The organism is Pseudomonas bharatica (genome assembly GCF_048586865.1).
GTDB lineage: Bacteria > Pseudomonadota > Gammaproteobacteria > Pseudomonadales > Pseudomonadaceae > Aquipseudomonas > Aquipseudomonas bharatica.
Window position 1 is genome coordinate 248803 of record NZ_JBMAWR010000002.1, and the last position, 24224, is coordinate 273026.

The window sequence follows — 24224 nt, forward strand, 5'->3', positions numbered from 1 at the left end:
TATGGTCCGGTTCACCACCCTCTCGCTGCTCCTGCTCACCATCTGCCTGGTGACAGGCCCGGGATGGAGCGCACCCACCACGGTCGAAACTCAGCAGCAGTCCAGCGAGCAGGCCCAGTTGCAGCAAGCTCGATCTGCTGCACAGGCCAAGGCCTGGGGGCTGACCGATGACGAATGGGCCAAGTTCGAGCACCTGCAGAGTGGTCCACGCCAGTACTGGTCGCCGCAACTCGACCCGCTGACCACCCTCGGCGTGGAAGCCGACTCTGACCAGGAGCGTCAGCGCTACGCCGAGCTGCAGGTTCGACTCGAAGCCAAGCGTGCCGAACGCGAACTGGCCTATGAAAAAGCCTACACCGCCGCCTGGGCGCGGCTGTTCCCGGGACTGCTGCCGCTGCAGGGGATGGGCGATGCAGTCTCCTCGTCGAGCAGCCCGCGCTATGCCGTGTTTGTGGAGGCCCCGTGCTCGACCTGTGAGGCCAGCCTCCGCCGATGGTTGAGCACGGGCGCACATCTGGACGTCTACCTGGTGGGCAGCCAGGGCGACGATGCGCGCATTCGGCAATGGGCGCTCACGGTGGGGATTACACCCGCCCAGGTAAGCAACGGCCAGGTCACCCTCAATCACGACCGCGGCCGATGGTTCGCCCTCGGCGCCAGCCGCCCCCTGCCCGCACGCTTTCAACAGGTGGAAGGGAAATGGCAGCGCGTCGACTGAGCCTCGCCTTAGCCCTGATGGGGATGACTGCCGCCCAAGCCGGCGGCCTACCCCCGCCTGCGTATCAGTTGGCTGCCTCCGAGGCCGGCATACCGGCCTCGGTGCTGTTCGCCATTGCCCAGCAGGAGAGCGGCACTCCGCTGCGTGGGCAGCTTGTTCCCTGGCCGTGGACCTTGAATGTGGCCGGCACGCCGCAGCGTTTCGCCACCCGTGACCAGGCCTGTACTGCACTCACCGTGGCGCTCACCCAGCATGATCCCAAGCGCATCGATGTCGGCCTGGGGCAAACCAACCTGGGTTATCACCCGGAGCGCTACCCCAGCGCCTGCGATGCCCTCGACCCGCGTAGCAACCTCGCCGTCACCGCCGACCTGTTACGCGAGCACTACGCCGACGTCGGTGACTGGGTCGTCGCCGCCGGTCGCTACCACCGGCCTGCAGGTGGAGCCCCGGCGGAGCGCTACCGCATGCAATTCAGCCAGCGCTGGCAGCATCTTGAAGCCGCCACGTCCAGCCGTAGAGGACCACGCTCATGATTGACGTACGCCGGGGCGCACCGATCTGCGGGCTGCTGTGTTCGTTGGTTGCCGGGGCATGGCTTGTGCCAACGACCCCTGCCATGGCCGCTGAATCGGCCGCGCCGGTCGAACGACCCGACCCACGCACACTGAGCTGGGTGCTGCCGGTGCACAGCAAGCGTCTCACGCCAGGTGAGGTGCGGCGCAGAGCGCTGGAACTGCCTGGCATGGTCCCGCTGTTCCTGGTTGGGGCGGACGCCACCTCATTGACGTGGCTGGCGCAGCACGCGCCAGCGCTGAAGCGCTTGGGCGCCAACGGCCTGGCCGTTGAGGTCGCCGATGCCGCGGCGCTACAGCGCATCCAGGCGGTAGCGACTGATTTGGTCATCTGGCCGGTGAGTGGCGACGACATCGCCGAGCGGCTGGAGCTGGAGCATTACCCGGTACTGATCACACCAACCGGCCTGGAGCAGTGAGGAACCGTCATGGGTGATCATGCGATGGAGTCCTTGCTGCGCCCGGCGGTGGAGTTGTACACCGTGGGCATCTGTGCCGGTGCCGGCGCGCTGTGCCTGCATTCGCCCTGGGCGGTCGCCTTGTCGCCAGAGATCGGCGCCGGCATGGCCTTGGCCTACACCGCCTTCGGCCTGAAGCGCCTCAACGAGGCTCGCATTGTCCTGCGCTATCGGCGCAACATCCGCCGCCTGCCCCGCTATTCGCTGACCAGCCGACAGATCCCGGTCAGCAGCAAGCGCCTGTTTATGGGCCGTGGCTTTCGCTGGAGCCGCCTGCACACCCAACGCTTGCTGGAGGCGCAGGACCCGGCGCTCGCCCGCTACGTCAACCAGTCAACGACCTACCAGTGGGCCCGTCGCCTAGAGCACCTCCTGGAAAAAGCCCCGCCAGGGCTCTCTCTCCTGCCCCGAGTGACCGCCTGGGACAGCCCGCTCAACCCGGTACGACCGCTGCCGCCCGTGGGCGGCTCACCGCTGCTGCATGGCGTCGAGCCCAACGAGCAGGAAGCCTCCTTGCCACTGGGCGAACGCGTGGGCCACACCCTGGTGCTGGGCACCACGCGGGTCGGCAAGACGCGCCTGGCCGAGGTCTACATCACCCAGGATATTCACCGACCAAGCCAAGAAGTGGTGATTGTCTTTGACCCCAAAGGCGATGCCGACCTGCTCAAGCGCATGTACGTGGAAGCGCGACGGGCCGGCCGTGAACATGAATTCTACGTCTTCCACTTGGGCTGGCCGGAGATTTCCGCGCGCTACAACGCCATCGGGCGTTTCGGTCGCATCTCGGAAGTGGCCACCCGTATCGCTGGGCAGCTGAGCGGCGAAGGCAACTCGGCGGCGTTTCGCGAGTTCGCCTGGCGCTTCGTCAACATCATCGCCCGGGCCTTGATCGAGCTCGGCCGGCGCCCCGACTACCTGCAGATCCAGCGCCATGTAGTGAACATCGACGCGCTGTTCATCGAGTACGCCCAGCACTTCTTCGTCCGTCATGATCCGCAGGCATGGGAAACCATTGTTGGTCTCGAAGCTCGCCTCAACGAGAAGAACGTGCCACGGCACATGATCGGCCGCGAGAAACGTGTCGTGGCCATCGAGCAGTACCTGACCGCCAAGCGCCTCTTCGACCCGGTAATGGATGGCCTGCGCTCGGCGGTACGCTACGACCGTACCTACTTCGACAAGATCGTCGCCTCGCTGCTGCCGCTGCTGGAAAAACTCACCAGTGGCAAGACGGCCCAGTTGCTGGCTCCCAATTACGCCGACCTGGACGATCCAAGACCAATCTTCGACTGGCTGCAGGTCATCCGTAAGCGCGGCATCGTTTACGTCGGCCTGGATGCCTTGTCCGATGCCGAGGTCGCGGCCGCGGTCGGCAACTCGATGTTTGCCGACCTGGTCTCCGTCGCTGGGCACATCTACAAACATGGCATCGACCACGGCCTGCCGGCTTCCTCCAGCACGGCCGACAAGGTGCCCATCAACCTGCACGCCGACGAGTTCAACGAGCTGATGGGCGATGAGTTCATCCCGCTGATTAACAAGGGTGGCGGAGCCGGTATCCAGGTCACCGCCTACACCCAGACCTTGAGTGACATCGAGGCACGGATCGGCAGCCGGGCCAAAGCCGGACAAGTCATCGGCAACTTCAACACCTTGCAGATGCTGCGCGTACGGGAAACCGCGACCGCCGAACTGCTGACCAATCAACTGCCCAAGGTCAACGTGCAGACCCGCACCCTGGTCTCCGGCGCAACGGACACCGCTGATCCTGACGCTAGAACCGACTTCACATCATCCTCACAGGACCGCGTTACCACCACTGCCGTGCCGCTGATCGAACCCGCGCACATCATCGCCCTGCCGAAGGGGCAGATGTTCTCGTTCCAGGAAGGCGGTCAGTTGTGGAAAGTACGAATGCCGCTACCCAAACCGGCCAGCGACGATGCAATGCCAGCGGATCTGCAGGCGCTGGCTGCGCGCATGCGCGAGTCCTACAACGCCAATGCGGGAAGTTGGTGGAGCAGTGTCAGCGGTGCGCCGACCGCTGACTTCGATCCCGAGATGCCACCACCGGGGCGTAAAACAGCCTCGTGAGTATCTGGCAGCCAGCAAACACTAGGGTACATTTATGCCTACGGCCCCAACCAACCCGCCTTCAACGCAACGGCGACCAGGCCTGATCTCCGGCACGCTTGAGCTGTGCCTTCGATTGCTCGGCCTGCTGTTTGCTTCCCTACTGTTCTCCATCCTGCTGGAGTTCGTGGGCATGCTGTGGTTCTGGCCAGAACAGGGCTGGCACAACAGCCATACCATGTGGCTGAGTGAACTCGGCTGGCTCAGCAACCACTTCAGGAGCTCACTGCTGGTGCAGGAGCCGGCGCAAGCAACCGCGAAAATCCTTGAACGCCTTAACGATTGGGTTGTGGTGCGCTCCGGCTGGGAGCAATCCGATAATCATCTGAAGCTGCTCAGTCGCGAGGCGTCCCTGCAAGGACAGCTCGCTCAAGCTTACGTCGCAGGGCAGGATTACCTGCTGGCAACCGTGTTCACGGTCTTCACGTTCGTAGTGCGCTTGACTGTCCTCGCTCTCGCAACGCCCCTCTTCTTGCTCGCGGTAGTCACCGGACTGGTTGACGGGTTAATGCGCCGCGACCTGCGCAAGTTCGGGGCTGATAGGGAAAGCAGCTTTGTCTATCACCGAGCCAAGCGCACGTTATTGCCGCTAATGGTCAGCCCTTGGGTAATCTATCTGTCGCTCCCTTGGTCGCTGAATCCAAACTGGATATTGCTGCCGTGCGCTGCGCTGCTTGGTTTCATGGTGGAAATAACAGCTGCAACATTCAAAAAATACCTTTGATAGTAACCAGTGCCCGTGGAACATGATACCTAGGAAAACCAGGCGAAACACCGACGAAGAAATCTCTGGTTCGCAAACTCTTGACTGCGCAGCACAACTTTCCAAATTCCGAATGTGCCACTAGCATTCACCCTACCCTGTAGACTCAAGATCTTCGGACTCCTGTCCCTTCACTGACGGCGATAGATGCCTATACTGAAAAAATTCAGCTGACCACTTCGAATTTAGCAGCCAATAATGACGCTCACAACAAACTCCGGGGCGGCCCCTTTGATGGTTTGGTTTGAGCCGAGCGGGCATCGAAACGATAGGACCATTTACAAAAAGCAAGCCACTCCTCATAATGGAGGCCTTTAGCCATCTATAGACATAATGGAATATGAAAAAAGTTCTTCATTTATCTGATATACATGCTAGCTGCACCCCTCTAAAAGGACAGTCTCGCCATGATCTAGAACGCTTACGAAATGCTTTTCTGGCTGACCCTTCAATTGAGAAGTCAGATGCTATAATAATCTCCGGCGACATCACGTACTCCGGCACACCACAGGAATATTCGCTGTGCCAAACCGAACTTATAAATCCAATAAGAGACGCATTAAATCTAAAAAATTCTGATATATTTATTGCCCCCGGAAATCATGACACCGACAGATCTGGATTCGGATTTTCAAGTACAAAAGCTATCAAAGGCCTACGTAAAGAATACGAGTCTTCCGAAGTAGCAGAGCTTCAAGATGAGCTACTAAGCAGGGAAGTTCACCCACTAAAAAACTGGCTGGACTTTCTTGAAAGTTTTCACAAAGACTCATCCAACGTTATTGAATTGAATGATTTATATCAGTGCTACAGCCATGGAAACGTTGGAATTGCATGTCTCAACACTGGGTGGTCAGCTATAGGCGAAGGTGACCGCGAGAAGCTTTTCGTTGGTGAACGCCCCGTAGAAGAAGCATTGAAAAAAATCAAGAATTTCAAAGAGAAAATCTTGATCATCCACCATCCATTTGACTGGCTTCACCCAGAAGAACGAAAACTACTTTCGGCCAAAATTTCAAGACACCAAGTATCAACCGTTTTTTATGGGCACATGCATGAATTCAACATTCTTCGAGAGGCTTCATTCTCTGAAGATTTTGTCATGAAAATGCAAGCAGGACGTTTTGATCTTTCAGGAAGAGAGAAAAGCGGCTACTCCATAATTAACACAACCCACACAGACAACTTGAAATCTGGAAGGATAATTTTCAGGAAATACGACGAGAGCGAAAAAGCCTTCACTCCATGGATTGATAGATGCGCTAACGGCAAGATGGATTACGAGGCTGCTCCGACGAGCGGTTTTGACCGAGAGGCTTTTGCAGAAGATTGCGAAATTGCTCTCGACGTATTCGATTATGATTTGATGTGCAATGTCGGCGTCAGTCACGCAGAACGAAAACGCTTATCAGAAATATTTGTTTGCCCAGCAATAAAGATCGAACGAAGGGATCTCCAAGATGAAGGGCAAGAAAAATACATTGAGTTCCAAGATCTAAAAAATTCACGTGATAACTACATCTTGGTTGGCGGCGAAAATTCCGGCAAAAGTACAATTCTGAAAAGCTTGCTCCTAGACAGACTTAAAAGCCAGGCTCGTACTCAACTTGACGAAATCGCGTACTACTTCGACTGCAAAGGAAAACACCTGCCGTCGAAGCATCGTATCAAAACTACTCTTACCGAAATCTACGAGTCATTCCCGAACTCCTCACTATATATAGATGCCTTAGGAAGCAAAGTCATAACCGAAAATGCCCTGCTTATCTTCGATGGCGTCGACGGACTTACACAAAACTGCATTGATGAACTAGTCTCTTTTCTAAAAGACTTTAAAGCTCCTCGCTTCATCATATCTTGTAAGCATGCGACAGCTCATGAACTAACTACAAAACTAAGAGGGCAGGCCAATCGAAATTTCGTTGAAGTTAACATCGGTGGAATGAAGAGAAGCCACCTGAAAGGATTAATTGGCAAATGGCTGACCAACTCACCCAAGCAAAGTTCAGTAGCCAGGGAGATTTTAAAAGCTGTAGACAATGCAGGAATGCCAAACAACCTCTTTGTTTATTCCATGCTACTTTCCATCTACGAAAGGAAACAAGGCCACTTCTCAACATATTTACACGAAGCAGATCTAGTAGAAAACTTCATCGAAGTTATTATGCACAAGCATTGCATAACTCGTGAGCGAGCCCCGCAATATAAAGACCTACTTAGATTGCTGGGTGTAATCGCGGACGAAATGGTAAAGCTAAACAACTTTTCGCTGCGAACATGCGACGTCGACAACATCGTCGTCAAATTCAATCAAGATATCGCTCAGGATTTCCAGGCAACCTCTTACCTTAACCCTTTGTTAGCTAGCGGCGTACTAGAATATCTGGCGACCGACAACAAGTATCGGTTTAGCCAAGCATGTTTTTTTGACTACGCATACGCCAGATACTTGAGTAACAAAACAAACATTTACTCCGAACTTCACACCAGATTCAACTTCCTCCGATTCAATAAAGTCATTGAATATATTTCAGCAATTTCCAAAGAAGATACGCACCTTCTCGATTTCTGCAGGGGGCTGACTGAAATCGCCTGGGAGAACTGCATCGATTCCGAACGGATCACTGACCTCAGAGCTGCTGCAGAAGAACTACGAGAAGCCGCTCAGTCAGATATGCTAGATCATTTCAAGGAGGATGCGCTTCAACGAACACTAGAGCATGAACCTCCGAAAGAACATGAAATCGATGAGCGATTAGATTCCACCAAACCGCTTTCAGAGCGGGCTAATAATGGCGAAAGCCGTGGCAATTGGGGTGATCTTAACGAAGCCACTCTTTTTCAATCATCTCTTTCTCTATATGCCCGAGTATTTAGAGCTGCGGAGCATGTCACGGACCGGACTATTGCAGACGAACACTTCGCTAAAGTTCTCGATTTCTATCAAAAAACAATTGCCCTTAATACTCGAAAATTCCACGACACCTTGCGTCCAATCTTGATAGATCGTCTGCTTCACCACTCGAAACTCAAAGAGTTACCACAAGAGCAAAAGCAAAGGGCGACCGAGCAAATAAATGCCTTCTTAAACTTTGTAATAGCAGCATTCCCTAACTTCACAGTGTCAATGATGACTGCTGACCTCATTAACTCAAGACAAATAAATCGCCTTAAGAGCAAACGCAAATCTACAACTGAAAATCTAGAGAGAATTATAATTACTTACTCTCTGTGCGAGCTCGATGAAACTGACACACTTGAAGAAATCAGATCGATTACTCCAACTCAAAGCTATGAATACTCCTCAGTTATCATGAAAATAATTGAACTATCACACATGGACTTCACATTAAGCGAAAGCACCAGAAATGAACTTCTTAAACACGCAAGATCTCTACTGAAGAATAAAAATGCACGTAAAATGGTGAATGATCTCTCCGAAATCTCCACCAAAATAACGAGTGAACTGCTAGAGCCAACAAAGTGATAAATCTAGATTGGAATGTCATAGCCACTGGCCTAATTGCCCCTAGCGCAGTACTAGCAGTGAAAACCCTGCTTGACTTCAGCCTGTCCCATTACATTGTGAAATATCTTCACTGGCTACCCGTAAGAGGACTATTCAGAGCCAACCCACCCAAACTATCTGGGAATTGGGTGCAAAGTTGGGACGCACCAGGCAGCCCAAATTTCCCGAACCCTGACGACAGGAGTAGCCGCACTAAAATCAAGCAGTTCGGCCACTACTTGTACGCAGAATTCAAGAGCAAGGAGAGAACATACTGCATATTTGGCACAATCAAAAACTCATATATCACTGGCGAGTGGTACGATCGAGACGATCGACACGCCTACTTTGGAACCTTACAACTTAAAATAACGGATACTAGTCAGCTTCACGGACTGTATATTGGACATTCTCATCGTACCAGCTTGGTTGCTAGCGGTGAATGGCGCTGGAACAAAACCACCTAGAGCAGTAATTATCGGCTTTGCGGGCACGAGCCCGCAGGCCGACTTAGAAACGTCTTAAACCCCATACTACTTGATACTATCCCAGCAACTCAAAAAGCACTTAATCATGCAAGTGAATAACAACACTTGCCCCATCCAAAGAATAGCCCGCAACCGCCGCACAAAGCATGATAGCAACGAATAAGAGCTTAATCGTCCGAAAGCCCGTCACGTAAGCATTCAAAGCAAACCACCACTCCACACATCAAAACCCACTTCGCAGCAGACATCATCAAACTTAGCGCACTACTGCACTTACGAGACCGCACAACTTACGCCGCACATCGCTTGAGTGCACTTTCTTTCTAAAGCGATAACACATAAATCCCTTTAGCCCATACCAAAGCCAAGTCAATGCTTCAAGCTAGATCCCATATACCTGCCTGGACCTCTCCATGAAGCATATACTCTACAGCCTGCTTGCTGCTTTCATGATTACGCTAGGTGCTGCGGCTCAAGTCCGTTCGGAGCGCTCAGATCTGGCACTTGTACAACGCCAAATCGCAGTCATTGAGCAACTGGTTGAACGTGCGCGTGGAAGCCATATCGATACAGAAGGCTCCTACTATCACTTCGACTACCCGCGATTCGCGACGGACCTCGCGCGAGTGCGTCAAGGCATCAACAATTACCTGTCACCCTCCCGAGCGCAACCAGCTGATCTGGTCGACCTGACCGATGACTACCGCGCCGAGGCGCCTCTCGCGAGTTCACCTAATGAACATGACTGATACCCAACTGAGCGCGTTCTCGGCTGTTGCCGGGTTTACCCCGCAGCTCAGCTCTGTGTTGTGGCGCTCCTCGGTGCTGGTGCTCGCGTTGCTCTGGTGCACCTGGGCTCTGTGGACCGGCTACCGCGGCTGGGCAGCCGGCAACCTCAATTTCGGCGCATTGGGCGGCAGCACGCTGCGCCTGGCACTCGCCTTGATCGTACTTATGTTTTTCATGCTGTCGTAACCAGGAGACCTCGCCATGAACCTCTCCCGTCGTGTTCACTGCCCGCTCATCCTGTTGCGGAATATTGGCTCGAAAGCCCTAATCAGCGGCTCGGTGCTATTGAGCTCGACGCTGGCTTGGGCTGACCTGCCGACCATGGAAGCGCCGTCCCGCGGCGAAGGTTCTGGGCTGATCGACACCATCAAGAACTACGCCTACGACGGCGGCATCCTCCTCGGCCTGCTGATCGCTACCCTCGCCTTCCTCGGCGTGGCTTGGCATTCGCTCACCGTCTATGCCGACGTGCAAAACCAGCGCAAGACCTGGAAGGACCTCGGCGCCGTGGTCGGCGTCGGCGCGCTATTGGTGGTGGTAATCCTGTGGTTCCTGACCAAAGCCGCCACGATCCTGTGAGGTTGCCATGTCCGACGTCCCTGCCACTCTATCCGACGGCACGCTGACCTTCCTGCCGGAACGCCTGAACCGCGATCCAGCCGTCCTTCGCGGCCTCACCAATGACGAGATGTGGGTCGCGCTGATTGTCGGCGCAGTACTGGGCGTTGTCCTCGGCGCGCCGCTGGCGTTGGCCACCGCCTCTATCGCTACCCTCCCCACCTGCATGTTCTTGAGCATGGCACTGGTATTGCTCGGCGGTGGCAAGCTGCTGCGCCGGGCCAAACGCGCCCGCCCCGAGACCTGGTTGTATCGACGCCTGCAGTGGCAGCTGGCGGTGCACTGGGGCATCGGCACTCAGTACCTGATCCTGCATTCTGGCCCGTGGACGGTTCGGCGCACGCGCCGGACTGCGAGGACCACTCCATGAGCCGCTTCCGCAACAAGGTGGATGCGCAGCAGGCGCACATTTTCAGCCTGCGCTTGGCCGTGGCCGTGATGGCGCTGCTGTGCACCGGACTCTGGTACGGCTGGCAATCCGCCCCCGCCGACCTGACCATTCACGTGCCGCCGGATCTGCGCTCCGGCAGTACACGCAAATGGTGGGAGGTACCGCCCGAGAACGTCTATGCCTTCGCCCTGTACATCTTCGGCCAGCTCAACCGTTGGCCTACCGACGGGGAGGTCGACTACCACCGCGCCATCTTCGCTTTGCAGCCCTACCTGACACCGGCGTGCAAGACCTTCTTCGACGGCGACTTCGAGTACCGCAAGGTCGCTGGCGAACTACGCGGCCGCGTGCGCGGCGTTTACGAAGTGCTGGGCCGGGGCTACAGCGATGATCCCGACCTACGGGTAAAGCAGTTGGATAAGCACAGCTGGCTGGTCAAGCTCGACCTCAATGCCGACGAGTACTACGCCGCCGAGCCGGTGAAGCGCGTGGTCGTACGCTACCCCCTGCGCGTGGTGCGCTTCGACGTCGATCCCGAGCAAAACAAATGGGGCCTGGCCCTGGACTGCTACGAAGGCACACCGCAGAAGCTGACGCTGCCTGGAGGTGCGTGATGATGCGTGTCTTTTTCCTGATTCTGGTGTCGGTGGCCGGATGGTGTTCAACCGTAAGTGCAGTCGAGGTCAAGTCCTGGGACCGCCTACCACTGGCCGTGCCGCTGACGGTGGGCCAGGAACGTATCCTGATGCTGGATGAGGATGTCCGCGTCGGGCTGCCCAGTGCAGTCAGCAGCAAGCTGCGCGTGCAGTCGGTGAGTGGGACGGTGTACCTGCGCGCGTCGGAAACCATCCCCCCTACTCGACTGCAACTGCAGTCGGTGAAGTCGGGGGACATCATCCTGGTCGACATCGAAGCGCTTGAGGGCAGCGAAGCGCTGGAGCCGGTCAAGATCGTTGCCCAGACGCAGGTACCGGACATGGACATCGCGAAGGACGCAGCTCCTGCAGCGACACCGGTACCGGTTGTGCTGACTCGCTATGCGGCGCAAAACCTCTATGCGCCTCTGCGCACCGTGGCGCCCTTGCCCGGGGTGCGTCGGGTCCCGCTGGGCGACTCCTCTGGTTTCAGCACACTGCTTCCGACCGAGCACGTGGCCATCAAGGGACTGGCAGCCTGGCGGCTGGGTGATTGTTGGGTAACGGCGGTGAAGATCGTCAACCGTGGGCCGGGCAAGGTCACCCTGGACCCGCGTCACTTGCAGGCCACACTGTACGCCGCCACCTTCCAGCACGAGTACCTGGGGCACGCCGGCACGCCTGAAGACACCACCGTGGCATACCTCGTCACTCGGGGCGGCGACCTGAAGCATGCGCTGCTGTCGCCACCGCCCGCACCGGAGGCTGCCGATCATGAAAGCTAACGGTTTGCTGAGATGGCTGGTACCGGCGGTCCTGCTGGGGATCGTGCTGATCATCGGCAAATCCTGGGTGGCGGCGCCGGATGCTCAACCTACCCATGATCCTGAAAACACTGCCCTCAGTCCGGAACAGGCCAAGGCCCTCGGCATTGCCGGCGACACCCCGCGCGACACCGTGGCGACGCTGATTGGCCAGGTCAAGGCGATGCGCAGCGAGATGCTGTCGCTGAAGAAAGGCAACGAGACCCTGCAGACCGAGAACAACCGCCTGCGCACGCGCGAAGGCAACGTCGACAGCCGTATCCAAAGCACGCTGAGCAGTGTTACCCAGCAGGTCGCCGAGCAGCGCCAGCAGGCCAACGATGCCCGGCAGAAGGCCGAGCAGCAGCATCGCGAGACCCAAGGCTTGCTGTCCCGACTCAAAGACCAGCTCTCCAGCAAGCCGGCCGCGAAGTCCGACGTCCCCGTGGGCTTCGGTCTCGAGCCGGGGGACGAGCAACAATTCTCTGGAGCACAACCCCCGGCGGATGCGCTGCATTGGATCGAGCCATCCAATGCACGAGCTGGTCAGGAGGGGGCCAGCAAAACCGAGGAGCCGTTGTCGTCGCTGACGTCGAAATTCAAGGATCTGCATGGCCTGGACAACAACGCGATTGACCGGGGCCAGGACCAACTGCGCGCCGTCGCCAAGGGCGAGCGCGATCTGGAAAACAGTCAGGATCGCGCCGAGGGGGCCAAGCCCGTCTACACCCTCCCGGAAAACTCAACCCTGATGGGCTCGATCGCCATGACCGCCCTGATTGGCCGGGTGCCGGTGGACGGCACAGTGAATGATCCCTACCCGTTCAAGGTGCTGGTAGGGCCGGACAACCTCACCGCCAACGGCATCGACCTACCGGACGTAGTCGGCGCGGTCATGAGCGGTACCGCCGCCGGCGATTGGACCTTGTCCTGCGTGCGCGGCCAGGTCGAGTCGATCACCTTTGTCTTCAGCGACGGCACAGTCCGCACGGTGCCACAGCCACAGAAGGTGGTCAGTCGCAACCGCAGCAGCGCCCAGACCTCGGACACCGAGAAGATCCGCGGCGGCCTGGGCTACATCTCCGACCCTTACGGCATTCCCTGCATCGCCGGTGAGCGTCGCTCCAACGCCCAGCAGTACCTCGGCAGCCAGAGCCTGATCACCGCAGCCGGTGCCGGCTTCGCGGCCGCGCTGGGTAACGAGCAGACCAACACCTCGTTCATCAACTCGGCCAGCGGCAGCCTGGGGGTGTCGCAGAACAGCGGCAACAGCGCGCTGAACTCGGTCATCAGCGGTGGCATCGGCGACATCCGCGATTGGATCAACAAGCTCTACGGCGAAGCCTTTGCCGCCATCTACGTCCCGCCAGGGGCCAAGGTGGCCTTGCACCTGGATCACGAAATCAGCATCGACTACGAACCCAAAGGCCGGAGAGTGAACCATGAACGCCCATCCGTTTCGGTACTGGACCTGGATTAGCCTGCTGCTTTGCCTGCACCTGGCAGGTTGCACCACCAGCAAGGACGAGATGCTGCCCCACGGCGATCACACCATGCTGGACATCTGGAACAGTGGCGGCACAGTCGGCACGCAGCAGCAGTTGCAGGAGGCCCGCAGCGAGCTGCGCCGGCCTGTGCTCGATCCCGAGCGTCTGATCAAGGACCAAAGCGCCTACACTCGCACGGCCGCCAACGAGATCCGCACCCAGTTCCCACGCCTGCCTAATCCCGACCTGGTGATGTACGTCTATCCGCACCTGGCCGGCACCCAGCAGGCGCCGGTGCCTGGCTACTCGACCGTGTTCCCGCTGTACGAGAAGGTCCAGTACGCGCTCCCCGGCGAACGCCTGGACGATCTGTGATGGACGATGATGACGATCGCGCCCCGCCACGCTGGCAGCCCTGGCGCGCGGCACAGCGTCGGCGTGCAACGCGTGCGGACGAAGCTGCGCAGTATGCGCACAACCCCAGCTTCACTGACCACTTACCTTGGGTAGAATACCTCGAGGAGGAGCAGTGTTTTCTGCTCGACGACAACCGCTCGGTGGGTGCCGTGTTCGAGCTGCAGCCGATCGGCACCGAGGGCCGTGAGCCCGAATGGCTGATGGTGGCGCGTGATGCGTTGGAAGATGCGCTGCAGGACAGTTTCGACGAGCTTGATCAGGCACCTTGGGTAGTGCAGTTCTTCTGCCAGGACGACAGTGATTTTTCGCCGTATCTGGAACGCCTGGCACAGTACGTCGAACCACGGGCGACAGGCACACCGTTCACCGCTGCTTTCCTCAACTCGATGCAGCGCCACCTCGACGCCATTGCCAAACCGGGTGGGCTGTTTGACGACCATGTCGTGTCGCACCTGCCCTGGCGCGGCAGCAATCGGCGGATTCGACTGGTGGTCTATCGCTGGCTCGGTGACCAGGCCGACGACGACGGGCAAAAACCCACTCAGCTGTTGGAAAGAACCTGTAACCGCCTGATAGCCTCGTTGCAGGCCTGCGGCGTCAATCCTCGCCGGCTGACGGGGCGGGATTTCTATGCGTGGTTGCTGCCCTGGTTTAACCCGGCACCGACCCTCACTGGCGATTCACCGGCGGCGTTCTATCGACGTGTGCCGTACCCGGAGGCCGATGACGGCGATGGTCTGTCACTGCCGTTCGACCATGACTTTGCCGAACGGCTGTTCTTCCAGGAGCCGCGCTCGGACAGCGAGCAAGGACTGTGGTATTTCGATCAGCAGCCGCACACGGTGATGGTGGTCGACAAACTGCGCAGGCCACCCCATATCGGCCAGCTGACCGGCGAGACCCGCAAGGGCGAGGCGCTCAACGCCCTGTTTGACCAGTTGCCCGAGCAGGCCGTCATGAGCCTGACCTTGGTCATCACACCCCAGGATGTGCTCGAGGAGCAACTCAACCGCTTGGCGCGCAAAGCCATCGGCGAAAACCTCGCCTCGACCCAGACCCGCCAGGACGTGGAGGAGGCCCGCGCGCTAATCGGCCGCCAGCACAAGCTGTACCGCGGTACCTTGGTCTTGTACCTGCGCGGAGCCGATGAACAACAATTGCGCCAGCGCTCGATCCAGGCGGCCAATGTACTGCTCGGTGCCGGCCTACAGCCGGTGCGCGAAGGCGATGAAGTGGCCGCCTGTAACAGCTACCTGCGCTGGCTGCCGATGGTCTACAACCCCGCACGGGATAAACGCAATTGGTACACCCGGCTGTTGTTTGCCCAGCATGTGGCCAACCTGCTGCCGCTCTGGGGGCGTAGTATCGGTACCGGCAACCCAGGCATCACCTTTTTCAACCGAGGCGGCGCGCCGCTGTCGTTCGATCCCCTGTCACGCTTCGACCGTTCCATGAATGGCCACCTGCTGTTGTTCGGCCCGACCGGCGCCGGCAAGTCGGCCACCCTGGTGTCGATCCTGATGCAGGTCATGGCGGTGTACCGGCCGCGGCTGTTCATCGTTGAAGCCGGCAACTCTTTCGGCCTGCAGGGCGACTACTTCGCCACCCTCGGGCTGACCGTCAACAAGGTCCAGCTCAAACCCGGCAGCGGCCTGAGCCTGGCTCCCTTTGCCGATGCCCGCCGACTGATCGAACGCCCGGACCAGGTTGCCAGCCTGTCCACCGAGGACCTGGATGAAGACGCTTCGGGCAGTGACGAGCAACGCGATGTGCTGGGCGAGTTGGAGATCACCGCCCGCCTGATGATCACCGGCGGCGAAGCCAAGGAAGAGGCGCGCCTCACCCGGGCAGACCGCAGCCTGATCCGCGAATGCATCCTCGACGCCGCCAGGCACTGTGCGGCCAATGACCAGCAGGTGATGACACGCCACGTTCGTGATGCCCTTCGCACGGTGGCCTGCGACGCCCACCTGCCCGACAAGCGTCGCGAGCGGGCCCAGGAAATGGCCGAGTCCATCGACCTGTTCTGCCAGGGCTTCGAGGGTGCGCTATTCGACCGACCGGGAACGCCCTGGCCGGAAAGCGATGTCACGATCGTCGACCTTGCCACCTATGCCCGCGAGGGCTATGAAGCGCAAATGTCGATCAGCTACATCAGCCTGATGAACACGGTGAACAACCTGGCCGAACGCGACCAGTACCTCGGTCGGCCTATCATCATGATCACCGACGAAGGTCACATCATCACCAAAAACCCGCTGCTGGCGCCCTTCGTGGTCAAGGGCACCAAGATGTGGCGTAAGCTCGGTGCCTGGTTCTGGTTGGCGACGCAGAACCTGGCCGACTTCCCCGACGCGGCGCAGACCATGCTCAACATGATCGAGTGGTGGATCTGCCTGAACATGCCGCCGGCGGAGATCGAAGAGATCGCGCGCTTCAAGAAGCTCACGCCAGCACAGAAGGCTCTGCTGCTGTCAGCGAGCAAGGCCTCGGCCAAATACACCGAGGGCGTGGTCTTGTCGAAGCAGCTGGAGACGCTGTTTCGCGCAGTACCACCAAGCCTGTACCTCGCCCTGGCCATGACCGAGCCCGAGGAAAAGGCTCAACGCTGGCGGTTGATGGAAGCCCATCAGCTGTCCGAGCTGGAGGCTGCGCTTCGGATTGCGGCGGATATCGATCGCCTGCGCGGCATGTCCTGAACCTCGGAACACACGATGTTCTGGGCCTGCTGATCAATAAAAATCGACAGGAGTACATTTGTACTCCTTCGGTGATTTTGGACAAACCTCATCTTCACCTTGGCGACTGAAGAAACCGAACGCCCGAGTCTCGGTTTGTCCGTCCCTCTCCTCTGCCTGATCCGCGATGCTGCAACTCGGCGCATGGATGCACACCGTTGCCCTTTGCCGAGCGCTGCCGATGAACCTGAATGTCCCATGCCGAACGCCACAGCCGAGCAAACATGGCCGAGGTCACGCCTTCCTCGCGATCGCGTTGCTCATGGCTGCCGAGCAGTGCCTGGCGCTGACCACCCCCGCCATCATTGCCTCTGTCGCGTCGCTGCAGTGTCTGGAGTACCGAATCGTCGGGATCTGCTATTGGCTACTGTGTACGCCCTTCGGCTGCACGGTGCGAACCTCACCCAAGGTCCGTCACTTCATTCCCGAGCTGGTGGTGTCGAGCTATTCCGACACCGGCAGTAACCCGTGGGGCGAGATGTCTGCTTTGTCGGCGCCGACCACCCTGTCGCAAGGCGGCGGCAACCTAATCACGCCCTCGCCGCAGCGCAACAACCTGCCGCGCTTCAAGAATGTCGACGGCATCGGGCACCCCGGCGGCGCGGCCCTGACGGCGCTGGCGCACAGCTTCGGCTATGCGTGTCCGAGTGGTGCGGTGCCGCTTGCACCCTACTACCTCAGCACGCTCGATCCACTGGCCTGGCGCCACGCCATCCCCGAGTCCGTATACCCGCAAGCGCTCATTCCGGGCATACGTGAGATCGGTAGCCAGGCCCTCGGCAACATGTGGGGCAACGTCTACCCGCGTCAGGGTTTCTTGGTACAACCCGACGACTTCAAGGCCGCCGCGGTGATGGCGCAGCGCGCCAGCGATTTCATCACCCGTGTCGGCCAGCCGCACGTCTATTTGCCGCTGCAGCCGATGCCCTCTCCCGGCTATTGGCCGCCACAGCCGGTGATGGAGAACTACGTCAACAACCACCGCTGGCAGTTGCTCACTCCGATGATGCAGAGCACCTGCGCCATCTTCCCGAGCGCCACCGTCCAGAGTGCCGAGGGCGCCTACGCCTGGTCACTGTGGCGCCCGTACAGGTGCTGCCAACGCATGGGGCAGACCTTCCTGTTCAGCATCGACTTTGATGGAGGCCAGTGATGAACACCCTCTCGTTCGGGTTGGTATGTCTCTTCGTATGCGCCGCCGGCCACGCCGCCGAGAATGGCTACCACCTGGGCGACCAAGCCCAAGTGTTGGACGACCGGGTGATGTACACCATCGGTGGCGGATCGGCAGCGGGCGCGCCCTCCTCGCTCTACCGCCCCAGCGGACTCGGCGTCGGCCTGTCCTGGCGCGCGAACATGATGTGCGGAAACATGAACCTCTCCAACACCCTGCAGAACCAGCTCAACGGGGCCACCCAGGGTTTCCAACAAATCATGGGCAACGTCATCCAGAACGCCACCCAGGCGGTGATGTCGCTGCCAGCGATGATCATCCAGCGTGCCAACCCCGGGCTGTATGAGCTGCTGAGCAACGGCGTGCTACAGGGGCGCATAGACTTCGACCGCTCCAAACTCACCTGCCAGGCGATGGCGGCGAAGATGGCTGACAAGGTGGATCAGGCCGGCTGGGGAGCATTGGCGCAGAACCAAGAAATGCAGCACAACCTGGAGCAGTCCGACGGTGATGCCGTTACCGCGGTAAAAGACACCGAATCCAACAACGGCAACAACGGTGTCAGCTGGGTCGGCGGGCAAAAGGCCGGCGGCCACGGCCAGGCGCCGATCCGGGTGACCTCGGACGTGGTCAAGGCGGGTTACAACCTGCTGCACAACCGCTCGGTCGAAGACACCTCGGCCGTCGGCTCAAGTTGTCAGAATGGCGCGATCTGCCAGGCCTGGGCGAGCCCCGATGAGGCGGCTGAATGGGCCACCCGAGTGCTCGGCGAAACCGAGGTGGAGACTTGCGACGATTGCGAGGCGCTACGCGTGAGCGCAGGTGCAGGGCTCACGCCACTGATCCAGAAAACTTACACGCAGCATCTCGAAGGCCTCCAGCGCATGCTGTCGAGCGCTGAGGAGCCCACGCCAGAGAACCTCGGCAAAGTCTCCAGCCCGTTGCTGCAGGTTTCGCGCGGCGTCATTGAAGGCCTGCGCGATGATCCCGATCAGAACCTGCTGGCCCGACGCCTGGCTAGCGAGACCGCGCTGTCGAGCGTGATCTATAAAGCGATGCTGCTGCAACGCACGTTGCTCGCCGGTAGCCGTGAGCCCAATGTAGCGTCGGCGCAGCCCGCCACCACCGCCCTAAACAGCAACGTCGAAACGCTGGAGCGCGAGATCCGTCTGCTGCAAACGGAGTTGCAAGTGCGCCAAGCACTGGCCACCAACACCGCCAGTCTGGTCCTCGATCGCCACGCCGGTGGCGCCGATGCCTCACGCAGTATCGACCAACGCGATCCACGCCCAGACCGCTTACAGCGAGCGGATCAGGGAAGGAGCACGCCATGATGCCGTTTTCGGTGAGGAGCTCGGTCGTTCGGGGCCTGCTGATTCTCGGCGTCATAATGGTCATGTTGCTGATTGCCTCGATGGCGCTGCAATTGAGCGGCCCCCAGTTGGAATGGATCAAGGAGGCACGGAAGAGCACGCCCTATATCGCCTACTGGCGCGCCCTACTATACACCCTGATTTTCTCCGGCTGGATCGCAGCACTCCGCTTGCGGCCGCACCCGAAAGACCAGCAACGGTTATTACGCCTGAGCCTGATCGGTTTCGGCGCGATCGTCCTGGTCGAACTGTCGCGCGTGTGAGGTGCAGCCATGAACATGAGCACCAACAGCTACCTCGAATACTACCTGTCGCTGCTGGCGTGGATCATCAACAACGGCATCTGGAACACGCTGGCAGACACCGGGCTGTTCGCTGCGCCGTTTGGGGCGATCATCCTGCAGGAGTGGTTATCCGCCCGCCAACAGGGGGCCGACGAGGGCAACAAAGGCTTGCTGTCGATCCCCCGCGTCGAGAACCGACTGTGGATGAGCTACGTCGTCATCCTGTTTGGCTGCATGCCGTTTTTCCCGCTCAACCTGTCCTCCGTAACCTTCGACGATGCGGCGAGCCAGCGCTGTGGTGTTTCCATGGCCAAGCCCGCCGACACGGCCTGGGGAATAACCTTCAACACCATCGGCGAGAAATCGGCGAATGTGCCGGTGTGGTGGTACCTGGTGCATGCCATGAGCAAGGGCATTACCGCCGCCGCCACAGCGTCGATTCCCTGCGCACCCGACATCCGCGCGATGCGCATGGAGATCGACAGCTCGCGGATCGATGACCAGGTGCTGCTGCAGGAGGTCGCCGACTTCACCCGCGACTGCTACGGCTTCTCGCGCTCGAGACTGTTTACCAACCGCCCTGAGCTAGACGAATCGCAGAGCTACGATGCGTCCTGGATTGGATCTTCTTACTTGCTTGATACACGGGGTTACTACGACACGGATCGCTCGCGCACGCCCCGGGTTGATTGGCCGTATGACGAGACGCGGGACACCTCCCTGCCCCGGTTGGACAACGGCGCGGGCTACCCAACCTGTAAGCAATGGTGGAGCGATACCACAGTCGGTTTGCGCGATCGGTTGGTCGCCGAGGTGGACCCCAATCTACTCACGCAGTTGCGCGGCTGGCTGACCGGGCGCAGCTCGACCGAAATCGAAGATGCCACCCTCCGTGAACTGGTGAGCCCGCGCCAGCAGTCATTGAGCATGGCGCCTGGTCAGGTGTTCCAGGACTACGGCAGCAGTGCCAGAGGCGGCTCATTGACGCAGGGGCTTAACAATCTCGCCACCAACACCGGCCTGGCCCTGGGCTCGTTCAGCAACTTCCCGGCGATGAATGCGCTGCGCGCTGCACTACCAATGGTGCAGGTCTTCCTGATCATGGGCACGATCATCAGCTTGCCGCTCGTGCTGCTGATCAGTACCTATCAGCTCAAAGCACTCATGACGATCACCTTCGCGCTGTTCACGCTGCACATGCTGACGTTCTGGTGGGAGCTGGCCCGCTGGATCGACTCGAGCATGCTCGACACTCTGTACCACCAGGTCTCTGCCACGGATCAGGCGCTTTTAACATTGCCAACGGCAGGATTCATGGATGGGACGGTCACCGCGCAGGTGATCGAGTACGTGATGGGGGCGATGTTTTTGGTGCTCCCGATGTTTTTTCTGGGAACCATGAGTTGGGCGGGGTACAACGTTGGCAGCAACGTTCAGAGCCTTCTTACTCAAGGTGCAGAGAGCGCCAAACTCCAAGCTGGGAAGGGAACATCACAAGTTGTTGGAGGCGTACAAAAGCTCAAGTGATCAGTTAACGAAGTGATCCGTGTTCGTCGTACATTTCTGGATACTTGAAGCGATGCTGAGGATGGCTAACCTCGAATACATCGGGCTCATCATTATTCGCTTCAATAGGGAGCGCGGCAAAAGCCCATAGGGCAACCATTCCAATTGCCAGGAAGACTGCGACAGATGCGACACCAAGCAAGAGAACCAACTTAACGGTCTGCATACCGAGCCGGCGATACCCAAACGGCACGCTCGCCAAAATCGATGAGTGCAAAACGCTGCTTTCCAGGTTATTCACCAATCGTCCTGCACGACCTGCGGCACGAATCAAGTACTTGCCGAGAGGCGTACGGCTGGTGCTTGAAGAAGCTGGGGCCGTCATTTTCGTACCTCCGTTTACTTCACCGCACTTGCGGCCAAACCGCTACAGACAATTTGGATCCAAGCTTTAGCTTACTCCTCTCCCGCAGTTTTCCATGACCGTTGATCACTTGGTTTACGCTGCTGATCGCCAGTGGCACCGCATGGATTGACTCATTGCTCCCTTCTGAAAATCCCCATTGACGCAATGCCGGCCCGCTTGATAAACCGAACTTGCAAGCGCTGGAAACCAAGCACCCCAGGTGGCCACAACCTTCAAGGCTACGTCACTCTCCGTGATGGTTGTCCCAAGGGCGATTAGCGTTCGGTGGCTCGCCCGGTTACCGCTCCCGCGGTGATGAGCGCTCTTTCACATCGGCCTCACTGAGCCCTGCTCCGTTGAAGCCCCTTTTCCATTTCCGTGCTGGGAATTCTTCCCGCATGGGTGGCATTCCTCCGCACTGCCTGGAGGAACTCACCATGTTGCGCTTCACAGGAACTGAACTTCATGCTGTCTTGACTGAAGCGGCCGTCATCGGCTGCAGAGTCGTCTTGGTCAAAGACCACGGTGTCTACCTCATGTCCGAGTTCGGTGAAAGCAAACCCGACGGAGGTAGCCGCAAACACATTGCCTACGCCATGGGCTGCAACCCTGACGTCGACGAATTCAACACCTGGTGGAATCGCGCACGCAGTGAATTCGGCGGCGACGATTTTGCTGAGTACTTCGACCTTGATGATCCCGTCCTGGAAAGCCTACGCGGCTCCAGCGGGTCGCTGGTAGTTGAGGCCACATCCACCCACTTGTACATCGCTGCCGAGATTGCCCTCTCCGGGAAATCCTGAATGCTCTCGCAACACCCGCGATGTCCCAGGAAAGCACGAGCTAGTGCCTCTCTGGGATATCGCTCATTTCAATCTCTACGCCAACAGCAGCGAGCCTTTCATCTGGAAGTTTGGGATGAAAAGCCTTCGCTGGAATCGGCTGGAAACTCGAGCTGCTCGGTGCCCTAGCTTGGGCATTGACCCCACAGGCAAGGGCGTTTTAATACCTAGACACGCCCAGTTCACAGTGTGAGTTGTGGCGATGGGACTTCCCCCAAGTTGTTCGTGAAGCCATCGCCGGATCAGCTCCCAGGAGGCACCAGTGTCCAGGAAGCACCGCTCCTTACCCGCCATTGTCCTGAGCCCAGGCGTATGGCAATTCATAGCTGAGGTTGGTACTGCTACTGACGCAGTCGAGCAATCAGGGCAGCGCTTGCAAGCCGTCTTGGGAATCGCCTTGGCTTCAGTAAGTCGTCGCCACTTGCGCCAATCGCTCGATTTGCTGCTCGGTCAGCCTTCCCAGCGCGAATCGCACTCATCGCCGGCAGCTATTCAGCTACAGGTAAATCAAATCACACCAGCGACCGGCCCTGTTTTTCTTCATATCAGGTTGCCACGTGAGATCGGTGTGGACATCTCATCGGCCTGAACGCCCGCACTACCACTGTCCACTTACCCCACCGGGAACCCTTCCCGGCCGGGCAGCGTTCCCTTCTTTGACTGGAGAACGTCATGTCCGATATCTACCTGGACGTCACCAACAAGATTGCCAGCGCCCTGAGCCAAGGGGTCATCCCCTGGATCAAACCCTGGACCACTTCAGGCTCAAGTGTTGACGCACCTTTCCCCATTAACGCGATTACCCGGCGCCCCTATGCCGGTATCAACATTCCACTGCTATGGGCCGAAGCGCGTCTGCGCGGGTACCGCCAGGATCGCTGGCTCACCTACAACCAGGCACGGAAAGCCGGTGGGCATGTGCGCAAGGGCGAACAATCGACCCTCGCGGTGCTGTACAAACCCATGAGCAAGGAGGCATACGACGAAGACGGTCAGGTCGTCCGTGATGAGCAAGGTAACGTCAAGATGGTGCAGTTCGCACTGCTACGGACGCATTGCCTGTTCAACATCGAGCAGACCGAGGGACTACCCAACGAGGAACAGCAGCACGACGACGGTGAAGATCCGGTGACGTTCATCGATCATGCACCTGCCGAGCGACTGTTGGCCGGCAGCGGCGCACACATCGAGCATCGGTACGGTGATTCCGCTTTTTATCTACCGATCCGGGATCTCATTCAATTGCCCACCAAGGCCCAGTTCGTGGACGTCGGCAGCTACTACGCGACCGCGCTGCATGAGTTGACGCACTGGTCGGGTCACCACACCCGCCTGAATCGGGAAGGCATCACGGGCTGTCACGCGTTTGGCTCTGCAGCCTACGCCTTCGAGGAATTGGTCGCGGAGATGGGTGCAGCATTTCTCTGCGCTCTCACCGGCACCCAGGGCGAGTTGCGCCACGAGGAATACCTGGCGTCCTGGTTGAAAATCCTCAAGGAAGACAAGCGGGCCATCTTCCGCGCCAGCGGTCAGGCCCGTGAGGCGTCGGAGTACCTAGTGGCGCTGCAGTCGGATCACGCCAGAGAGATCACCGAACGGCTCTCGGCGTGACTTTTCACCTTCAACAGAAAGGCCCCAACCGGGGCCTTTGCTTTGCCTGCAACGCCGAGCATCGTCCGCGGCATTTGAGCAAGCGATTACTGCAGCCAGCTCTCGACGGTATCCGAGCCGTGCTCCTGCTTCCACTGCTTAAGGATCTTGTGATTACCGCCCTTGGTTTCGACGATCTCGCCGCTGTGCGGGTGCTTGTAGCGCTTGACCTCACGCGGCTTGCGCTGAGCGCCGGTGGAGGCGCTGGAAGTACTCACGCTTACGCCCTTGGACGGGTCGAGAATGGTGATGACCTGGCGCAGGTTCATGCCGTACTGATCCAGCAGGGCCTTGAGCTTTTGTTCAAACTCGATTTCCTGCTTCAGGCCGGAATCGTTTTTCATCGCGTCCAGTTGTTGAAGTTGAGCAGCCAGTTGAGCTTCCAGTGCTTTGAATTCGGCAAGTTTGGACATGTGAAATCTTTCCCAGGGTTGGGGCATGTGTGGCGATATTACCTGAGGCACA

At 58.7% G+C, this 24224-nt stretch carries 23 protein-coding genes; 21 read left to right on the plus strand and 2 right to left on the minus strand.

The features are described from left to right. Position 1 precedes the first annotated feature (1 nt). The 19 genes from ACKLLE_RS03555 (at position 2) to ACKLLE_RS03645 (ending at position 20882) form a co-directional block, all read left to right on the plus strand. Entirely contained in the window at positions 2–718 is a 717-nt protein-coding gene (locus ACKLLE_RS03555; RefSeq protein ID WP_420056865.1) for a TIGR03759 family integrating conjugative element protein, read from the plus strand. Further along, positions 700–1254, plus strand: a complete 555-nt coding sequence (locus ACKLLE_RS03560) for a lysozyme family protein (RefSeq protein WP_420056866.1) — start codon at positions 700–702, stop codon at positions 1252–1254. The genes ACKLLE_RS03555 and ACKLLE_RS03560 overlap by 19 nt, the downstream gene beginning before the upstream one ends. A gap of 83 nt (positions 1255–1337) precedes the next feature. Further along, positions 1338–1712: an integrating conjugative element protein gene (locus ACKLLE_RS03565; RefSeq protein ID WP_420056867.1), complete on the plus strand. Its 375-nt coding sequence runs from the start codon at positions 1338–1340 to the stop codon at positions 1710–1712. Positions 1713–1721: 9 nt separating this feature from the next. After that, positions 1722–3848 carry a type IV conjugative transfer system coupling protein TraD gene (traD, locus tag ACKLLE_RS03570; RefSeq protein WP_420056868.1) on the plus strand — a complete coding sequence of 709 codons (2127 nt, stop codon included), beginning with the start codon at positions 1722–1724 and terminating at the stop codon, positions 3846–3848. A gap of 34 nt (positions 3849–3882) precedes the next feature. Next, complete coding sequence (locus tag ACKLLE_RS03575; protein WP_420056869.1) at positions 3883–4611, plus strand: TIGR03747 family integrating conjugative element membrane protein; 729 nt, start codon at positions 3883–3885, stop codon at positions 4609–4611. A gap of 379 nt (positions 4612–4990) precedes the next feature. Beyond that, a complete protein-coding gene (locus ACKLLE_RS03580) occupies positions 4991–8137 on the plus strand; it encodes a metallophosphoesterase (RefSeq protein WP_420056870.1) in 3147 nt (1048 codons plus the stop codon). A 922-nt stretch (positions 8138–9059) separates the two neighbouring features. Continuing rightward, positions 9060–9395: an integrative conjugative element protein, RAQPRD family gene (locus ACKLLE_RS03585; protein WP_420056871.1), complete on the plus strand. Its 336-nt coding sequence runs from the start codon at positions 9060–9062 to the stop codon at positions 9393–9395. Continuing rightward, complete coding sequence (locus ACKLLE_RS03590; protein WP_420056872.1) at positions 9382–9621, plus strand: TIGR03758 family integrating conjugative element protein; 240 nt, start codon at positions 9382–9384, stop codon at positions 9619–9621. The genes ACKLLE_RS03585 and ACKLLE_RS03590 overlap by 14 nt, the downstream gene beginning before the upstream one ends. A 15-nt stretch (positions 9622–9636) precedes the next feature. Next, entirely contained in the window at positions 9637–10014 is a 378-nt protein-coding gene (locus ACKLLE_RS03595) for a TIGR03745 family integrating conjugative element membrane protein (protein ID WP_420056873.1), read from the plus strand. 7 nt (positions 10015–10021) lie between these two features. Next, the gene (locus ACKLLE_RS03600; protein WP_420056875.1) at positions 10022–10423 is read left to right on the plus strand and encodes a TIGR03750 family conjugal transfer protein; all 402 of its coding nucleotides are present in this window, start codon (positions 10022–10024) and stop codon (positions 10421–10423) included. Then, on the plus strand, positions 10420–11058 hold the full coding sequence (locus ACKLLE_RS03605; RefSeq protein ID WP_420056877.1) for a PFL_4703 family integrating conjugative element protein: 639 nt from the start codon (positions 10420–10422) through the stop codon (positions 11056–11058). The genes ACKLLE_RS03600 and ACKLLE_RS03605 overlap by 4 nt, the downstream gene beginning before the upstream one ends. Beyond that, complete coding sequence (locus tag ACKLLE_RS03610; protein WP_420056878.1) at positions 11058–11864, plus strand: TIGR03749 family integrating conjugative element protein; 807 nt, start codon at positions 11058–11060, stop codon at positions 11862–11864. Before ACKLLE_RS03605 ends, ACKLLE_RS03610 begins: the two co-directional genes overlap by 1 nt. Further along, positions 11854–13362 (plus strand): TIGR03752 family integrating conjugative element protein, encoded by a 1509-nt coding sequence (locus ACKLLE_RS03615; RefSeq protein ID WP_420056879.1) that lies wholly within the window; start codon positions 11854–11856, stop codon positions 13360–13362. Before ACKLLE_RS03610 ends, ACKLLE_RS03615 begins: the two co-directional genes overlap by 11 nt. Next, positions 13325–13744 (plus strand): TIGR03751 family conjugal transfer lipoprotein, encoded by a 420-nt coding sequence (locus tag ACKLLE_RS03620; RefSeq protein WP_420056880.1) that lies wholly within the window; start codon positions 13325–13327, stop codon positions 13742–13744. Before ACKLLE_RS03615 ends, ACKLLE_RS03620 begins: the two co-directional genes overlap by 38 nt. Beyond that, on the plus strand, positions 13744–16485 hold the full coding sequence (locus ACKLLE_RS03625; protein ID WP_420056881.1) for a conjugative transfer ATPase: 2742 nt from the start codon (positions 13744–13746) through the stop codon (positions 16483–16485). Before ACKLLE_RS03620 ends, ACKLLE_RS03625 begins: the two co-directional genes overlap by 1 nt. Positions 16486–16786: 301 nt before the next feature. Further along, positions 16787–17677: a TIGR03756 family integrating conjugative element protein gene (locus ACKLLE_RS03630; protein ID WP_420057061.1), complete on the plus strand. Its 891-nt coding sequence runs from the start codon at positions 16787–16789 to the stop codon at positions 17675–17677. Then, positions 17677–19032, plus strand: a complete 1356-nt coding sequence (locus tag ACKLLE_RS03635; protein WP_420056882.1) for an integrating conjugative element protein — start codon at positions 17677–17679, stop codon at positions 19030–19032. The genes ACKLLE_RS03630 and ACKLLE_RS03635 overlap by 1 nt, the downstream gene beginning before the upstream one ends. Further along, positions 19029–19334, plus strand: a complete 306-nt coding sequence (locus ACKLLE_RS03640; RefSeq protein ID WP_420056883.1) for a hypothetical protein — start codon at positions 19029–19031, stop codon at positions 19332–19334. The genes ACKLLE_RS03635 and ACKLLE_RS03640 overlap by 4 nt, the downstream gene beginning before the upstream one ends. Before the next feature lie 9 nt (positions 19335–19343). Next, complete coding sequence (locus tag ACKLLE_RS03645) at positions 19344–20882, plus strand: conjugal transfer protein TraG N-terminal domain-containing protein (protein WP_420056884.1); 1539 nt, start codon at positions 19344–19346, stop codon at positions 20880–20882. A 4-nt stretch (positions 20883–20886) separates the two neighbouring features. Here the strand turns inward: ACKLLE_RS03645 and ACKLLE_RS03650 are convergent, their stop codons facing one another. Continuing rightward, positions 20887–21246: a hypothetical protein gene (locus tag ACKLLE_RS03650; protein WP_420056885.1), complete on the minus strand. Its 360-nt coding sequence runs from the start codon at positions 21244–21246 to the stop codon at positions 20887–20889. Positions 21247–21704: 458 nt separating this feature from the next. Between ACKLLE_RS03650 and ACKLLE_RS03655 the strand changes: the two genes are divergently transcribed. Continuing rightward, positions 21705–22070 carry a DUF3085 domain-containing protein gene (locus tag ACKLLE_RS03655; protein ID WP_420056887.1) on the plus strand — a complete coding sequence of 122 codons (366 nt, stop codon included), beginning with the start codon at positions 21705–21707 and terminating at the stop codon, positions 22068–22070. Positions 22071–22781: 711 nt separating this feature from the next. Then, positions 22782–23720, plus strand: coding sequence for an ArdC family protein (locus ACKLLE_RS03660; protein WP_420056888.1), 939 nt, complete (start codon positions 22782–22784; stop codon positions 23718–23720). An 86-nt stretch (positions 23721–23806) separates the two neighbouring features. Here the strand turns inward: ACKLLE_RS03660 and ACKLLE_RS03665 are convergent, their stop codons facing one another. Continuing rightward, positions 23807–24172, minus strand: coding sequence for a histone-like nucleoid-structuring protein, MvaT/MvaU family (locus ACKLLE_RS03665; protein WP_070095640.1), 366 nt, complete (start codon positions 24170–24172; stop codon positions 23807–23809). Positions 24173–24224: the final 52 nt, after the last annotated feature.

Excerpts from the sequence above, each read along its gene's own strand:
- ACKLLE_RS03555 (WP_420056865.1), top strand. The coding sequence starts at position 2 with ATGGTCCGGTTCACCACCCTCTCGCTGCTCCTGCTCACCATCTGCCTG.
- ACKLLE_RS03560 (WP_420056866.1), top strand. The coding sequence starts at position 700 with ATGGCAGCGCGTCGACTGAGCCTCGCCTTAGCCCTGATGGGGATGACT.
- ACKLLE_RS03565 (WP_420056867.1), top strand. The coding sequence starts at position 1,338 with ATGGCCGCTGAATCGGCCGCGCCGGTCGAACGACCCGACCCACGCACA.
- traD (WP_420056868.1), top strand. The coding sequence starts at position 1,722 with ATGGGTGATCATGCGATGGAGTCCTTGCTGCGCCCGGCGGTGGAGTTG.
- ACKLLE_RS03575 (WP_420056869.1), top strand. The coding sequence starts at position 3,883 with ATGCCTACGGCCCCAACCAACCCGCCTTCAACGCAACGGCGACCAGGC.
- ACKLLE_RS03580 (WP_420056870.1), top strand. The coding sequence starts at position 4,991 with ATGAAAAAAGTTCTTCATTTATCTGATATACATGCTAGCTGCACCCCT.
- ACKLLE_RS03585 (WP_420056871.1), top strand. The coding sequence starts at position 9,060 with ATGAAGCATATACTCTACAGCCTGCTTGCTGCTTTCATGATTACGCTA.
- ACKLLE_RS03590 (WP_420056872.1), top strand. The coding sequence starts at position 9,382 with ATGAACATGACTGATACCCAACTGAGCGCGTTCTCGGCTGTTGCCGGG.
- ACKLLE_RS03595 (WP_420056873.1), top strand. The coding sequence starts at position 9,637 with ATGAACCTCTCCCGTCGTGTTCACTGCCCGCTCATCCTGTTGCGGAAT.
- ACKLLE_RS03600 (WP_420056875.1), top strand. The coding sequence starts at position 10,022 with ATGTCCGACGTCCCTGCCACTCTATCCGACGGCACGCTGACCTTCCTG.
- ACKLLE_RS03605 (WP_420056877.1), top strand. The coding sequence starts at position 10,420 with ATGAGCCGCTTCCGCAACAAGGTGGATGCGCAGCAGGCGCACATTTTC.
- ACKLLE_RS03610 (WP_420056878.1), top strand. The coding sequence starts at position 11,058 with ATGATGCGTGTCTTTTTCCTGATTCTGGTGTCGGTGGCCGGATGGTGT.
- ACKLLE_RS03615 (WP_420056879.1), top strand. The coding sequence starts at position 11,854 with ATGAAAGCTAACGGTTTGCTGAGATGGCTGGTACCGGCGGTCCTGCTG.
- ACKLLE_RS03620 (WP_420056880.1), top strand. The coding sequence starts at position 13,325 with ATGAACGCCCATCCGTTTCGGTACTGGACCTGGATTAGCCTGCTGCTT.
- ACKLLE_RS03625 (WP_420056881.1), top strand. The coding sequence starts at position 13,744 with ATGGACGATGATGACGATCGCGCCCCGCCACGCTGGCAGCCCTGGCGC.
- ACKLLE_RS03630 (WP_420057061.1), top strand. The coding sequence starts at position 16,787 with ATGGCTGCCGAGCAGTGCCTGGCGCTGACCACCCCCGCCATCATTGCC.
- ACKLLE_RS03635 (WP_420056882.1), top strand. The coding sequence starts at position 17,677 with ATGAACACCCTCTCGTTCGGGTTGGTATGTCTCTTCGTATGCGCCGCC.
- ACKLLE_RS03640 (WP_420056883.1), top strand. The coding sequence starts at position 19,029 with ATGATGCCGTTTTCGGTGAGGAGCTCGGTCGTTCGGGGCCTGCTGATT.
- ACKLLE_RS03645 (WP_420056884.1), top strand. The coding sequence starts at position 19,344 with ATGAACATGAGCACCAACAGCTACCTCGAATACTACCTGTCGCTGCTG.
- ACKLLE_RS03650 (WP_420056885.1), bottom strand. The coding sequence starts at position 21,246 with ATGACGGCCCCAGCTTCTTCAAGCACCAGCCGTACGCCTCTCGGCAAG.
- ACKLLE_RS03655 (WP_420056887.1), top strand. The coding sequence starts at position 21,705 with ATGTTGCGCTTCACAGGAACTGAACTTCATGCTGTCTTGACTGAAGCG.
- ACKLLE_RS03660 (WP_420056888.1), top strand. The coding sequence starts at position 22,782 with ATGTCCGATATCTACCTGGACGTCACCAACAAGATTGCCAGCGCCCTG.
- ACKLLE_RS03665 (WP_070095640.1), bottom strand. The coding sequence starts at position 24,172 with ATGTCCAAACTTGCCGAATTCAAAGCACTGGAAGCTCAACTGGCTGCT.